The sequence below is a fragment of the Virgisporangium aliadipatigenens genome, from assembly GCF_016863615.1.
Lineage (GTDB): Bacteria > Actinomycetota > Actinomycetes > Mycobacteriales > Micromonosporaceae > Virgisporangium > Virgisporangium aliadipatigenens.
Genome location: NZ_BOPF01000078.1, coordinates 1 through 14,055, shown reverse-complemented (window position 1 = coordinate 14,055; position 14,055 = coordinate 1). Strand labels below are relative to the sequence as shown.

At 69.4% G+C, this 14,055-nt stretch carries 11 protein-coding genes; all 11 read left to right on the top strand.

Annotated elements, in window-relative coordinates:
• Window positions 1-377 precede the first annotated feature (377 nt).
• The 11 genes from Val02_RS46345 to Val02_RS46295 all read left to right on the top strand — a co-directional run bounded on the left by Val02_RS46345 (window position 378) and on the right by Val02_RS46295 (window position 13,975).
• Entirely contained in the window at window positions 378-887 is a 510-nt protein-coding gene (locus Val02_RS46345) for a toxin-antitoxin system HicB family antitoxin (RefSeq protein WP_203905776.1), read from the top strand.
• A gap of 68 nt (window positions 888-955) precedes the next feature.
• Window positions 956-1,819: a DUF4097 family beta strand repeat-containing protein gene (locus Val02_RS46340; protein ID WP_203905775.1), complete on the top strand. Its 864-nt coding sequence runs from the start codon at window positions 956-958 to the stop codon at window positions 1,817-1,819.
• Window positions 1,816-2,613, top strand: a complete 798-nt coding sequence (locus Val02_RS46335; protein WP_203905774.1) for an ABC transporter ATP-binding protein — start codon at window positions 1,816-1,818, stop codon at window positions 2,611-2,613. Before Val02_RS46340 ends, Val02_RS46335 begins: the two co-directional genes overlap by 4 nt.
• Window positions 2,610-3,377, top strand: coding sequence for an ABC transporter permease (locus Val02_RS46330; protein ID WP_203905773.1), 768 nt, complete (start codon window positions 2,610-2,612; stop codon window positions 3,375-3,377). The genes Val02_RS46335 and Val02_RS46330 overlap by 4 nt, the downstream gene beginning before the upstream one ends.
• A gap of 365 nt (window positions 3,378-3,742) precedes the next feature.
• A complete protein-coding gene (kdpF, locus tag Val02_RS46325) occupies window positions 3,743-3,832 on the top strand; it encodes a K(+)-transporting ATPase subunit F (protein WP_203905772.1) in 90 nt (29 codons plus the stop codon).
• On the top strand, window positions 3,832-5,493 hold the full coding sequence (gene kdpA / locus Val02_RS46320; protein ID WP_203905771.1) for a potassium-transporting ATPase subunit KdpA: 1,662 nt from the start codon (window positions 3,832-3,834) through the stop codon (window positions 5,491-5,493). Before kdpF ends, kdpA begins: the two co-directional genes overlap by 1 nt.
• Window positions 5,490-7,625 (top strand): potassium-transporting ATPase subunit KdpB, encoded by a 2,136-nt coding sequence (kdpB, locus tag Val02_RS46315; RefSeq protein WP_203905770.1) that lies wholly within the window; start codon window positions 5,490-5,492, stop codon window positions 7,623-7,625. Before kdpA ends, kdpB begins: the two co-directional genes overlap by 4 nt.
• Window positions 7,625-8,509: a potassium-transporting ATPase subunit C gene (locus tag Val02_RS46310; RefSeq protein ID WP_203905769.1), complete on the top strand. Its 885-nt coding sequence runs from the start codon at window positions 7,625-7,627 to the stop codon at window positions 8,507-8,509. Before kdpB ends, Val02_RS46310 begins: the two co-directional genes overlap by 1 nt.
• Window positions 8,510-8,575: 66 nt before the next feature.
• The gene (locus tag Val02_RS46305; RefSeq protein ID WP_203905768.1) at window positions 8,576-11,197 is read left to right on the top strand and encodes a sensor histidine kinase; all 2,622 of its coding nucleotides are present in this window, start codon (window positions 8,576-8,578) and stop codon (window positions 11,195-11,197) included.
• Entirely contained in the window at window positions 11,194-11,868 is a 675-nt protein-coding gene (locus Val02_RS46300) for a response regulator (RefSeq protein WP_203905767.1), read from the top strand. Before Val02_RS46305 ends, Val02_RS46300 begins: the two co-directional genes overlap by 4 nt.
• A gap of 85 nt (window positions 11,869-11,953) precedes the next feature.
• Window positions 11,954-13,975 (top strand): APC family permease, encoded by a 2,022-nt coding sequence (locus tag Val02_RS46295; protein ID WP_239153860.1) that lies wholly within the window; start codon window positions 11,954-11,956, stop codon window positions 13,973-13,975.
• Window positions 13,976-14,055: the final 80 nt, after the last annotated feature.

The following is a 14,055-nucleotide window of genomic DNA, read 5'->3' as shown; positions in this document are numbered from 1 at the left end:
AGGCCGGCGAGCGGGAAGCCGCCCGCGAGTGCTACCTGCGCGCCGCCCGCATGACGGACAACCTGCCCGAACAGCGCTACCTCACCCGGCGGGCCGCCCGGCTGACCCGCGTTGACCTCCGGTCAGGGTCACCGACGCGCCGTATATGACGACCCGTCCGGTGACCGCATCTCCGGCCTGCGTCGCCGTCGGCAAACTTCGTCAACCAACGATTCAAACCGGACAGACGAACACGAACAAGCCGAGGCTTCGCTAATTGGTTGGAGCGATGCTCGGGGACGTTCGTCGTCTTCAGCGCTAGTACGCCGACCTGCACCGATGTCGGCGTGGTGTCATTTGAATTGTCCATGACACCATTATGGTGCTAGCATGGTGTCATGGACATCGACCGCTACGTCTCCGACCTCCAGGAACGGCTCGCCGCAGCAACGGAGACCGCCGAGCCGGCTGCACGTGCGGTCGCTGAGCGACTCAGCACGTCACTCGATGCGGCTTTGCGGCTGACGGTGCTGGAGGTGCTCAGCGATGTCGCGACAGAGATCACGCGTGAGATTGCACCTGGTTCCGTCGATGTCGTGCTGCGTGGCCGAGAGCCGCAGCTGTTGGTGTCACGGCCGGCAACACCCACGGCGGACCCGCAGTCCCCGTCCGCCATGTCGGCTCCCGAGCCGGTCGCCGACGCGCTGGACGACACGGTCACCTCCCGCACCACATTGCGCCTGCCGGACCGGCTCAAGGCCCGGGTCGAGCAGGCCGCCGCTGCCGAGGGAATCTCGGTGAACACCTGGTTCGTCCGCGCGATCGCCGGCGCCCTGGAGCCGGACCTTCGCCCCTCACCCCGACGCGAGACCAAGCAGGGCGACCGCTTCACCGGCTGGGCCCGCTAACCCATCTATCTAATTCACGTCCCATCGCGAGGTGGGACCGATCGCGCACGCCCATCCGGAGGTCAGCCATGCCCGAATATGCCGTTTCCGGTCCGATCGACCTGGACGTCGCGGTCGGCGTCGCGTTCGTCGAGATCGTCGCCTCGGACCGTACCGACGTCGTCATCGAGATCGTGCCCAGCAAACCGGGCCGCAACGGCGACGAATCGCTTGCCCGCGACTCGACCGTGTCGTTCGACAACGGGCGGGTGCGGGTCAAAGTCCCGCGGCGTCTCAACCTGTTCAGCAAGGGTGACTCGGTCGACGTGCGCTGCGAGGTGCCGACCGGCTCGCGGGTGAGTGTCGAGAACGCCTACGGCTCGGTGCGCACCCGTGGTGCGCTCGGGAACAGCCGCATCGTGGCCAAGTACGGCGGCGTCACCGCTGACACGTTCGCCGACCTCGTTCTCGAAGCGCCCTACGGTAACAGCGACGTCGCCGAGGTGACCGGCCGGCTCGACGTCAACGCCGGCCACGGCACGGTCCGCGTCGCGCACGTCCACGGCGATGCCCGGCTGCGCGCCTCGCACGCGAGCATGGAACTCGGCACCACCGCCGGCGAGGTGGAGGCCGCCACGTCCGGGGCATTGACCATCGAGCGGGCGCTGGGCGACGTGACCGCACGCAGCGCGCACGGACCGATCCGGATCCGGGAGGTCTCCGGCGGAACGATCCGACTCGACAACGGCCACGCCGACGTCGAGGTCGGCGTCCCGGCAGGCATCGCCGCCTGGATCGACGCCAGCTCGGCCAACGGCCGGGTCCTCAGCGACCTCACTCCCGACCCGGCCGCCGCCGACAGCGACCGCACGGTCGCCCTGCACCTACACGCGAACTACGGCAACGTCCTCATCCGCCGCATCGCCATGCCCCGAAAGGTAACGTCGACATGACCTCCGACCCGGTCCCGGAACCCGTGATCCACGTCCACGGCCTGCACAAGTCCTACGGCGACGTGAACGTTCTGCGCGGCGTCGACTTCGACGTGGCCCGCGGCAGCATCTTCGCCCTGCTCGGCTCCAACGGAGCGGGCAAGACCACCGTCGTGAGAATCCTGTCCACACTCCTCAAAGCCGACGCGGGTACGACCTCAGTCAACGGCTTCGACGTGGTTTCGCAGCCGGCGAAGGTCCGCGAGTCGATCAGCCTCACCGGGCAATTCGCGGCCGTCGACGAACTGCTCAGCGGACGCGAGAACCTCGTCCTGGTGGCCCGGCTGCGGCACGTCAAGAAACCGCGCCGGGTTGCCGACGACCTGCTCGCACGTTTCTCGCTCACCGACGCGGCCGCACGGCGAGTGTCGACGTACTCGGGCGGCATGCGGCGCCGCCTCGACATCGCGATGAGCCTCATCGGCGACCCGGCGGTGATCTTCCTCGACGAACCGACCACCGGGCTCGATCCCCACGCCCGCATCGAGGTATGGCACGCCGTCAGGGAACTCGCCGCACGCGGGACCACCGTCCTGCTCACCACGCAGACCCTCGACGAGGCCGAACAGCTCGCCGACCGGATCGCGATCCTCCACGACGGACGGATCATCGTGAACGGCACCCTCGACGAACTCCGGCAGATGCTCCCGCCCGCCAAGGTCGAATACGTCGAAAAGCAGCCCACCTTGGAGGACGTCTTCCTCACCCTCGTCGGTGCCGGCGACGTCCGGCCGGACCCGAAGGACCAACGATGACCAAGCATTTCCTCGGCGACACGGCGGTCCTGACCCGACGTTCGCTGAGCCACATCGTCCGCAGCCTCGACACCATCATCACCACCGCGCTGATGCCGATTGCGTTCATGCTGCTGTTCGTCTACGTGCTCGGCGGTGCCATCGACACCGGCCCCGACTCGGGCTCGTACGTCAATTACCTGCTGCCCGGCATCCTGATCATCACGATCGCCTCCGGCATCTCCTACACCGGGTTCCGGCTCTTCCTCGATATGAAGAGCGGCATCTTCGAACGCTTCCAGTCCATGCCGATCGCCCGCTCGTGCGTGCTGTGGGCACACGTGCTGACCTCGATGGTCGCCAACCTCATCTCGGTCGTGCTCACCGTGCTGGTTGCCCTGATCATGGGCTTCCGCTCGGGAGCCGGGGTAATCGCGTGGCTGGCGGTCGCCGGCAGCCTGGCCCTGTTCACCCTGGCCCTGACCTGGATCGCCATCATCCCCGGCCTGACCGCCAAGTCCCCGGACGGCGCGGTCGCGTTCGCCTACCCGCTCATGTTCCTGCCGTTCATCAGCTCGGCCTTCGCCCCCACCGACACCATGCCCGGCCCGGTGCGCGCTTTCGCCGAGCACCAGCCTGTCACCTCCATCGTCAACGCGATCCGCGCCCTCTTCGCGCAGCAGCCGGTCGGCAACGGCATCTGGATCGCCCTCGGCTGGTGCGCCGGCATCCTCGTCGTCGCCTATGCCGTCGCGATCAGAATCCACCGACGCAAGATCTCCTAACCGTCGGGAGATAGCCGCCTTCGCGACGCGCTCACGGCATCCTCCACGCCGTCATGAGCCGTCGCGAACGCGCATCCGTGCCGCTCGGGGTTCCGCCGGTATGTCGTCGGCGGCAGGTGGTCGCTGCGCGGCCGAGGCGTCAATAAAGTGTCAAAACGCGCCTCCGCGGCGTAGGGATTTCGTCAACGCCCCTGCCCACCGCCACTCCACCGGGGCTTCACTTCCCATGAACGGTGCGCATCGCCCCATGGTCGCACCGGGTTCGTGGAGAAGGAGGCACCCCTCGTGGCTGACCTGTGGTTCGTGCTGCTGACGATCGCGATGTTCGCGGTCCTCGGCCTGACGGTGCGGGCGGTGGAGCGGCTGTGAACGCCGAGAATCTCGTCGGTCTGGTCCTGGCGGTCGGCCTGACCGCGTTCCTGGTCGTCGCACTGCTCTTCCCGGAGCGTTTCTGATGAGCCCCGCCGTGGCCGGCGGGCTGTTCATCGCCTCGCTCGTACTCGTCCTGGTGTTGGCGTACCGGCTCTTCGGCGACTACATGTTCCGGGCGGTCTCCTCATCCCGGCACTTCCGGGCCGAACGGCTGGTGTATCGGGCCGTGGGAGTGAATCCCGACGGGGAGCAGTCCTGGGGTATCTATGCCCGCAGCGTGCTGGCCTTCTCCGCCGTCTCGGTGCTGGCGTTGTACCTGTTCCAGCGGGTACAGGACCGGCTGCTACTGAACCTGGGGTTCCCGGCGGTCAAGTCCGACCAGGCGTGGAACACGGCGGTCAGCTTCGTCACCAACACCAACTGGCAGTCGTACTCGGGTGAGGCGACGATGGGTCACCTGGTGCAGATGAGCGGCCTCGCGGTGCAAAACTTCGCCTCCGCCGCGGTCGGTATCGCTGTCGCGGTGGCGCTGGTGCGCGGGTTCGCTCGGTCGAAGACCGACCAGCTCGGCAACTTCTGGGTCGACCTGGTGCGCATCTGCGTGCGGATCCTGCTGCCGGTCGCGATCGTCGGCGCGACCGTGTTGATCGCCGGCGGCGTGGTGCAGAACCTTTCCGGCGGCACCGACGTCCCCACCGTCGCCGGGGGCTCGCAGACCATTACCGGCGGGCCGGTGGCGAGCCAGGAGGTGATCAAGGAGTTCGGCACGAACGGCGGTGGCTTCTACAACGCCAACAGCTCACATCCGTTCGAGAACCCGACCGGTTGGACGAACTGGGTGCAGTTGTTCCTGATCCTGCTGATCCCGTTCAGCCTGCCGCGGGTGTTCGGGCGGATGGTCGGCGACCGCAAGCAGGGCCTGGCGATCGCCGCGATCATGGCGGTCCTCGCCATCGGCAGCGTCGTGGCGCTGAACGCCCTGCAGTTGTCCCACCCCGGGACGGTGCCGACAGCGGTCGGCGGAGCGACGGAGGGAACCGAGACCCGGTTCGGGGTGGCGCAGTCGGCGACCTTCGCCGCGATCACCACGCTGACCTCGACCGGTGCGGTGAACTCGTTCCACGACTCGTACACGTCGCTGGGCGGCATGGTGGCGATGTTGAACATGATGCTCGGCGAGGTGGCGCCGGGTGGGACGGGCTCCGGGCTGTACGGGATGCTGATCCTGGCGGTGCTGACGGTGTTCGTGGCCGGGTTGATGGTCGGGCGCACGCCGGAGTACCTGGGTAAGAAGATCGGCGCGCGGGAGATCAAGTTTGCGTCGCTGTACCTGCTGACGACGCCGGCGCTGGTGCTGATCGGCACGGCGGTCGCGATGTCCTCGGCGCAGGCCCGCGCCTCGATGGCGAACCCGGGGGCGCACGGCCTGTCCGAGGTGCTGTACGCGTTCACGTCGGCGTCGAACAACAACGGCTCGGCATTCGCCGGCATCTCGGTGAACACGACCTTCTACAACACCGCGCTCGGCCTGTGCATGATGCTCGGCCGGTTCCTGCCGATCATCTTCGTTCTCGGTCTGGCCGGCTCCCTCGCGCGGCAGACGCCGGTGCCGGCCTCGGCCGGGACGTTGCGGACCCACCAGCTGCTGTTCATCGGCATGGTCGTCGGCGTGACCCTCATCGTCGTCGCGCTGACCTACCTGCCGGCCCTCGCGCTCGGCCCCCTGGCAGAAGGAATCCGATGACCACCCTGACCACTCCCGCGCCGCGCCGGGTCGGCGGCGGACTGCTCGACCCGCGTCAACTGTGGAAGTCCGTCCCGGACGCACTGCGCAAGCTGAACCCGGCCACGTTGTGGCGCAACCCGGTGATGTTCATCGTGGAGATCGGGTCGGTCTTCACCACCGTCCTGGCCGTGGCGGACCCGAGTGTGTTCGCGTGGGCGATCACGGTCTGGTTGTGGCTCACCGTCCTGTTCGCCAACCTCGCCGAGGCGGTCGCCGAGGGCCGGGGCAAGGCGCAGGCCGACACCCTGCGGCGGGCGAAGTCCGACACGACGGCGCGGCGCCTCACCGACTGGGCTCCGGGACGCACCGACGCGACGGAGGAGCAGGTGCCGGCCGCGATGCTGCGCCTCGGTGACGTCGTGGTGGTCGAGGCCGGCCAGGTGATCCCCGGCGACGGCGACGTCATCGAGGGCATCGCCAGCGTCGACGAGTCGGCCATCACCGGCGAGTCGGCACCGGTGATCCGCGAGTCCGGCGGCGACCGCAGCGCCGTCACCGGCGGCACGAAGGTGCTCTCGGACCGGATCGTCGTGCGGATCACGCAGAAGCCCGGCGAGAGCTTCGTCGACCGGATGATCGCCCTCGTCGAGGGGGCCAACCGGCAGAAGACGCCGAACGAGATCGCGCTGAACATCCTGCTCGCCTCGCTGACGATCATCTTCCTGCTGGCCGTCGCGACGTTGCAGCCGCTGGCGATCTTCTCGAAGGCGGTGCAGGGCTTCGCCCCTGACACGGCCGCGCTCGACGGCGACGGCGTCACCGGCATCGTGCTCGTGTCGCTGCTGGTGTGCCTCATCCCGACCACGATCGGAGCGTTGCTGTCGGCGATCGGCATCGCCGGCATGGACCGCCTCGTCCAGCGCAACGTGCTTGCCATGTCCGGCCGCGCGGTCGAGGCGGCCGGCGACGTCAACACCCTGCTCCTCGACAAAACCGGTACGATCACTCTCGGTAACCGTCAGGCGAGCGAGTTCGTACCTGTTGCGGGTGTGGACATCGCCGATCTGGCCAGTGCGGCACAGTTGTCGAGCCTGGCCGATGAGACGCCGGAGGGGCGCAGCGTGGTCGTGCACGCCAAGACCGCCCACGGATTGCGGGAACGCGGGCCGGGCGAACTCGCCGCCGCGACCTGGGTGCCGTTCACCGCGCAGACCCGGATGTCCGGCGTCGACGTCGAGGAGGACGGCCGGGTCCGGCAGGTCCGCAAGGGGGCGGCGACCGCGGTGATGAAGTGGGTCCGCGACAACGGCGGGCACCCCAGCGACGACGTCGGCGGCATCGTCGACGCGGTTTCCGGCTCGGGCGGCACGCCGCTCGTGGTCGCCGAACGGGTCGCCGGGCGGCCGGCTCGCGCCCTCGGGGTGATCCACCTTAAGGACGTGGTCAAGGACGGCATGCGGGAACGCTTCGACGAGATGCGCCGGATGGGCATCCGCACCGTCATGATCACCGGCGACAACCCGGTGACGGCGAAGGCCATCGCGCAGGAGGCCGGTGTCGACGACTTCCTCGCCGAGGCCACTCCCGAGGACAAGATGGCCCTCATCAAGAAGGAGCAGGAGGGCGGCAAGCTCGTCGCGATGACCGGCGACGGCACCAACGACGCGCCCGCGCTCGCCCAGGCCGACGTCGGCGTCGCGATGAACTCCGGCACGTCGGCCGCGAAGGAGGCCGGCAACATGGTCGACCTCGACTCCGACCCGACGAAGCTGATCGAGATCGTGGAGATCGGCAAGCAGCTGCTCATCACGCGCGGGGCGCTGACGACGTTCTCCATCGCCAACGACATCGCCAAGTACTTCGCGATCATCCCGGCGATGTTCGTCGCGGTCTACCCGGGCCTGGACACGCTGAACATCATGCGGCTGGCCAGCCCCACCTCGGCGATCCTGTCCGCCGTCATCTTCAACGCGATCGTCATCGTCACGCTCATCCCGCTGGCGCTGCGCGGCGTGCGGTACCGGCCCGGCGACGCCTCCTCGATGCTGCGCCGCAATCTGCTCGTCTACGGCGCCGGCGGGATCGTGGTGCCGTTCGTCGGCATCAAAGCCATCGACCTTCTCATCCAGTTCGTCCCAGGGATCTCGTGATGCGCCTTCCTTCGTGGCTCGCCCAGCACCTCGCCGCCCTGCGGGCACTGCTCGTGCTGACCGTCGTCCTCGGCGTCGCCTACCCGCTCGTCATGGTCGCCGTCGCCCGGATCCCCGGCCTGTCGGAGCGGGCCGACGGTTCGCTCGTGTCGGCCGGCGGTACCGTCGTCGGCAGCCGCCTCATCGGACAGTCCTTTGTGGACGGTGACGGCAAGCCGCTGCGGCAGTATTTTCAGTCCCGCCCGTCGGCCGCCGGCGACGGCTACGACCCGACCGCGACATCGGCGTCCAATCTCGGTCCGGAGAACGTCGTCGACACGCTGCCCGACCCGGCCGACCCCACGGACGAGGGCAAGCCGAGCCTGCTGAGCCGGGTCTGCGCGGCCAGCAAAGCGGTCGGCGACCTCGAAGGCGTCGACGGCTCCCGGGCCTACTGCACCCCGAGCGGGGTCGGCGCGGTGCTGGCCGTGTTCCACCACGACGGCGCCACCGGAGCGGTGACCCGGGCGGTCAGCCTCAACGAGGCGTGCCCGACGGCCCCGTTCCTCGGCACCTACGAAGGGGTCACCGTCGAATGCGCCACCTTCGACGGTGACTACACCAAGGGCATGGTGACCCCGGTACGCGGCGGCGCGCCGGAGCGGCCGGCGGTGCCCGCCGACGCGGTGACCGCCAGCGGCAGCGGACTCGACCCGCACATCAGCGTCGCCTACGCGCGACTCCAGGCATCGCGCGTCGCCGCCGCCCGCGGTATGACCGCCGATGAGGTGAAAAAGGCCATCGACCGGCACACGACCGGCCGAGTGCTGGGCTTCATCGGCGAACCGGGCGTCAACGTCCTGGAACTCAACCTGGATCTCGACGCCTCCCGTCCGGTCCGCTGACCCCCGTTCACCGGCCCGTCGGACCACGGCGGGCCGGATGGACGTTCCACGATTTGAAGGGAAGACATGGCGCGCGGACAGCTTCGGGTCTACCTCGGCGCGGCGCCCGGCGTCGGCAAGACCTACAAGATGCTGGAGGAGTCCCGCCGGCGCCGCCAACGCGGCACCGACATCGTGGTCGGCTTCGTCGAGACACACGGCCGGCCCTTCACCGAGTCGATACTCGCCGGGTTGGAGGTGGTGCCGCGCGCGACGGTGGCCTACCGCGGCGCGCAGTTCACCGAGATGGACCTCGACGCGATCCTGGCCCGGCGGCCCGACGTCGCCATCGTCGACGAACTCGCCCACACCAACGTCCCCGGCTCCCGGCACACGAAGCGGTGGCAGGACATCGAGGAACTCCTCGACGCCGGCATCACGGTCCTCACCACCGTCAACATCCAGCACCTGGAGTCGCTCAACGACGTCGTCGAGCAGATCACCGGCGTGCCGCAGCGCGAGACCGTCCCGGACGCAGTGGTAAGACGCGCCGAGCAGATCGAACTGGTCGACATGACCCCCGAGGCGCTGCGCCGGCGGATGGCCCACGGCAACATCTACAAACCGGAGAAGATCGACGCTGCGCTCGGCAACTACTTCCGCATCGGCAACCTCACCGCGTTGCGGGAACTGGCGCTGCTGTGGCTCGCCGACAAGGTCGACGACCAGCTCGACCGCTACCGCGCCACGCACCGCATCGACGCCACCTGGGAAGCGCGGGAACGGGTCGTCGTCGCGCTCACCGGCGGCCCCGAGGGCGACACCCTGATCCGCCGCGCCGCCCGGATCGCCGCCCGCAGCAAGGGCGCCGACCTGATGGCCGTGCACGTCATCCGCGGCGACGGCCTCGCCGGCGCCGACCCGGCCGCACTGGCCCGCCAACGCCTGCTCGTGGAGAGCCTCGACGGCACCTACCACCAGGTCGTCGGCAACGACATCCCGGACGCGCTGCTGGCCTTCGCCCGCGGGGTCAACGCTACCCAACTCGTCCTCGGCGCCAGCCGGCGACGGCGGTTCGCGCAGATCCTCTCGCCCGGCGTCGGCGCGACCACCACCGCCGAGTCGGGTGCGATCGACGTCCACCTGGTCACGCACGAAAAGGTCCGCACCGGCCGGCTGCGCGTGGACCTGACCCGCGGCCTCACCTGGAGCCGCCGGTTGGCGGGCGTCGCGGCGACCGTGCTCGGACTGCCAGCGCTGACCGCCGCACTCGTGGCCCGCGCCGGGCTGTCACTGCCCAGCGACATCCTGGCGTTCCTCGTGCTCACCGTGGCGGTGGCGCTCGTCGGCGGGCTGTATCCGGCGCTGCTCGCCGCCGTGGGCAGTTTCATTCTGTTGAACTACTACTTCACACCGCCGGTGCACCGATTCACCATCGCCGAGCAGGAGAACCTCTTCGCCCTGCTGGCGTTCGTGCTGGTGGCCGTGGCGGTCTCCACCGTGGTCGACCTGGCCGCCCGGCGCACCCGGGAGGCGGCCCGGGCCAGGGCGGAAGCGCAGACGCTGTCGACCCTCGCGGGCAGTGTCCTGCACGGCGACCGGCCGCTGCCGGCGTTGCTGGAACGGGTCCGCGAGTCGTTCGCCCAGACAAGTGTGACCCTGCTGCAACGGCGGCCCGAGTCCGACACCGAAGCCGCGACGCCACCGTGGCGGATCGCTGCGAGCGCCGGAGGGCAGCCCTGCACCGCCCCGGCGCAGGGGCAGACGGAGGTGCCGATCGACGAGGAACTGACCCTGGTGCTGCGCGGGCAGCCGCTGGATGCCATCGACCGGCGCCTCATCGAAGCGTTCGCCGCACACGCGGCCATCGCCCTGCGCCAGCAGCGGCTGGCCGAACAGGCCGCCACCGCCGGTTCGCTGGCCGAGGTCGACCGGCTGCGTACCGCGTTGCTGTCGGCGGTCAGCCACGACCTGCGCACCCCGCTCGCCTCGGCGAAGGCTGCCGTCGGCGGGCTGCGCAGCCCCGGGGTGACGTTCTCCGACGCCGACCGCGACGAACTGCTCGCCACCGCGGAGGAGTCCATCGACAAGCTGCACCGGCTGGTGGAGAACCTGCTCGACATGAGCCGCCTGCAGGCCGGCGCCCTCGCACTGGTGTCACAGCCGGTCAGCGTCGCCGAGGTCATCGCCCGCGCGGTCGACGACCTCGGACCCGACGGCGACGACGTGCGGGTCGCGGTACCCGACGAACTGCCCGAGATCCACGCCGACCCGGCCCTGGTCGAACGCATCCTGGTCAACGTGCTCGCCAACGCCGTGCGCCACAGCGCACCCGAGCGGCCGCCGCTGATCAACGCCAGCGAACACGCCGGACGGGTCGAGATCCGCGTCGTGGACCACGGCCCGGGTGTGCCGGCCGCGGACCGGGACCGGATCTTCCAGCCGTTCCAACGACTCGGCGACCGCGACAACGGCACCGGCGTCGGGCTCGGACTCGCCCTGTCCCGCGGCCTGGCCGAGGCGATGGACGGCTCCCTCGACCCGGAGCACACCCCCGGCGGCGGCCTCACCATGACCCTGTCGCTGCGTAGTGTCGAAGACGACCGGGGCCGGCGGCCCGATCCGGCCGAGCACGCCGACCCGGCCCTGCTGGAGCGGCTCGACCGGTTCCCACCCACCACCGACCCGAGCCCGGAGGGGACGCCGTGACCCGCATCCTCATCGTTGACGACGAGCCGCAGATCCTGCGCGCCCTGCGGATCAACCTCCAGGCCCGCCAGTACACCGTCGTCTCCGCCGCCGACGGCACCCAGGCACTGGCCGCGGCGTCCGCCGATCGGCCGGACCTGATCGTGCTCGATCTGGGGCTACCCGACCTGGACGGCGTCGACGTGATCCGCCGCCTGCGCACCTGGACCCCGGTGCCGGTGATCGTGCTGTCGGGGCGCCTCGACAGCAGGGACAAGATCGACGCGTTGGACGCCGGCGCCGACGACTACGTCACCAAGCCGTTCAACATCGAGGAACTCCTGGCACGCATCCGGGCAGTCACCCGGCGGCACGCCGACCCCGACGAGCCGGTCCGGGTCCGAGTCGGCCGGTACACGATCGATCTGGCCGCTCGGGACGCACGCGACGGCGACAAGAGCCAGCATCTGACCCGCACCGAGTGGAAACTTCTTGGCCTGCTGGCCCACAATCCCGGCAAGCTCATCAGCCAGCGCCAACTGTTACAGGACGTGTGGGGTCCGACGTATCTCAACGAGACCCAGTACCTGCGGCAGTACATGGCACAGCTGCGCCGCAAGCTGGAGGACGACCCGTCCCGGCCGCGTCACCTGCTCACCGAGCCCGGCATGGGCTACCGATTCCAGCCCTGAGTTCGACACCCGGGTCCACGGTCCGACTGGCGGGGACGTAGCGTTGCCCGTCGCTGTTGCTACCGCGGAGACGGGTGACGATCAGATGGACACCAGCGACGCTTCGACCGAGACCGAGGCAGCCGTGCCCGAGGACGGCTACGTCCTGCCCGCGACGGTGGACGCCCCGGGCCGGGCGCCGCTGCCGTCGACCGGGCTGGCGGGCTGGCTGCTGCGGCACCGGGTCCAGCCGATCGGCCCCGCCGCCGCCGAGGCTCACACCGAGTCCCACTCGTGGTGGAAGGTCATGTGCCTGACCGGCGTCGACTACTTCTCCAGCCTCGCCTACGTGCCGGCCATCGCGATCACGGCCGCCGGCGCGGTGTCACCGTTGGCCACGCTGCTGATCGTGGCGTTGACCCTGTTCGGGGTCCTGCCGATGTACCGGCGGGTGGCCCGGGAAAGCCCGCACGGGGCCGGTTCGGTGGCGATGCTGGAACGGCTGCTGCCGTTCTGGTGGGGCAAGCTGTTCGTCCTGGTCCTCCTGGGCTTCGTCGCCACCTCGTGGATCATCACGATCACCCTGTCGGCGGCCGATGCCAGCGTGCACGTGGTCGAGAACCCGTTCTTCCCCGAATTCCTGCACGGCCACGAGGTGTCGTTGACCGTGACGCTGCTGCTCCTGCTCGGTGGGGTATTTCTGCTCGGCTTCAGTGAGGCGGTAACCGTCGCCATCCCGCTCGTCGCGATCTTCCTCGGCCTCAACGCGCTCATCGTCGGTGTCGGCTTCTTCGAGGTCGTCACCACACCCGGCGTTTGGGCGGCGTGGACCGATGAACTCACCCATGTCGGCGGAGGCGGGTTGGGTGGGCTGCTCGGCCCGGCCGTGGTCGCGTTTCCGCTGCTGGTGCTCGGCCTGTCCGGGTTCGAGACCGGGGTGAGCATGATGCCGCTGGTGGCCGCCACCGGCGACGACGACGCGCAGCGCCTGGAGAACCGGATCCGCAACAGCCGCCGTCTGCTGACCGCCGCCGCGGCGGTCATGAGCGTGTATCTGCTGTCGGCCAGCTTCGTCACTACCGTCCTCATCCCGCGCGACGAGTTCGGACCCGGTGGTGAGGCCAGCGGTCGTGCGCTCGCCTGGCTCGCGCACGAATACCTCGGCGATGCCGTCGGCACCGCCTACGACATCTCTACCATCCTGATCCTGTGGTTCGCCGGGGCGTCGGCGATGGCCGGACTCGTCAACATCGTGCCCCGCTACCTGCCCGGTTACGGCATGGCCCCGGAGTGGGGGCGCGCCGTGCGGCCGGTCGTCATCGTCTACACCATCATCAGCATCGTCATCACCGTTGCCTTCGGCGCCGACGTCAACGCCCAGGCCGGCGCCTACGCCACCGGCATCCTCGCCATGATGGTCTCCGGCGCCTTCGCCGTCACTGTCTGGACCATCCGCCATCGGCGCCGAGGCGCCGCCGTCGGGTTCGGGCTGCTGACCGCCGCCCTCCTCTACGCCCTCATCGAGAACATCATCGAAAAGCCCGACGGCATCGCCATCTCCGCGATGTTCATCGCCGGGATCATCACCGTGTCGCTCATCTCCCGCGTCGCCCGCACCACCGAACTGCGTGCCGACTGCATCGAGTTCGACGACACCGCCCGCCGGTTCATCACCGGCACCCTCGCCTTCGACGGCCGGATCAACCTCGTCGCCAACCGCCGCCAGAGCGGCGACGCGGGAGAATACCGGCACAAGGAACTCGAACAGCGCGGCGATAACCCGGTACCTGGCGGCGCCGACGTGATCTTCCTGGAGATCGACGTCGTGGACCCTTCCGACTTCAGCGACACCCTCACCGTTCACGGCGTGCAGGTGGACGGCTTCCGAGTCCTACGGGCGCAGGCACCCGCCGCGCCGAACGCCATCGCCGCGATCCTGCTCGCCCTGCGCGACACCACCGGCGTGCGGCCACACTGCCACTTCGCCTGGGCCGAGGGCAGCCCGCTGGTGCACATGGTTCGCTACTTCCTGCTCGGACGCGGCGACACCGCACCCGTCACCCGGGAGATCATCCGCAAGCACGAACCCGATCCCGCCCGTCGTCCCGGCATCCACGTCGGCTCCTGACCGCTGGCGCGGTATTCCGCTGTCCCGAACCCATCCTCGGACCATGAACCGGACAGACGGACACGAACAAGCCCATGCTT

Bases quoted from the DNA above. Each gene is read 5' to 3' on its own strand.
- Val02_RS46345 (WP_203905776.1), top strand. From the start codon at position 378: ATGGACATCGACCGCTACGTCTCCGACCTCCAGGAACGGCTCGCCGCA.
- Val02_RS46340 (WP_203905775.1), top strand. From the start codon at position 956: ATGCCCGAATATGCCGTTTCCGGTCCGATCGACCTGGACGTCGCGGTC.
- Val02_RS46335 (WP_203905774.1), top strand. From the start codon at position 1,816: ATGACCTCCGACCCGGTCCCGGAACCCGTGATCCACGTCCACGGCCTG.
- Val02_RS46330 (WP_203905773.1), top strand. From the start codon at position 2,610: ATGACCAAGCATTTCCTCGGCGACACGGCGGTCCTGACCCGACGTTCG.
- kdpA (WP_203905771.1), top strand. From the start codon at position 3,832: ATGAGCCCCGCCGTGGCCGGCGGGCTGTTCATCGCCTCGCTCGTACTC.
- kdpB (WP_203905770.1), top strand. From the start codon at position 5,490: ATGACCACCCTGACCACTCCCGCGCCGCGCCGGGTCGGCGGCGGACTG.
- Val02_RS46310 (WP_203905769.1), top strand. From the start codon at position 7,625: ATGCGCCTTCCTTCGTGGCTCGCCCAGCACCTCGCCGCCCTGCGGGCA.
- Val02_RS46305 (WP_203905768.1), top strand. From the start codon at position 8,576: ATGGCGCGCGGACAGCTTCGGGTCTACCTCGGCGCGGCGCCCGGCGTC.
- Val02_RS46295 (WP_239153860.1), top strand. From the start codon at position 11,954: ATGGACACCAGCGACGCTTCGACCGAGACCGAGGCAGCCGTGCCCGAG.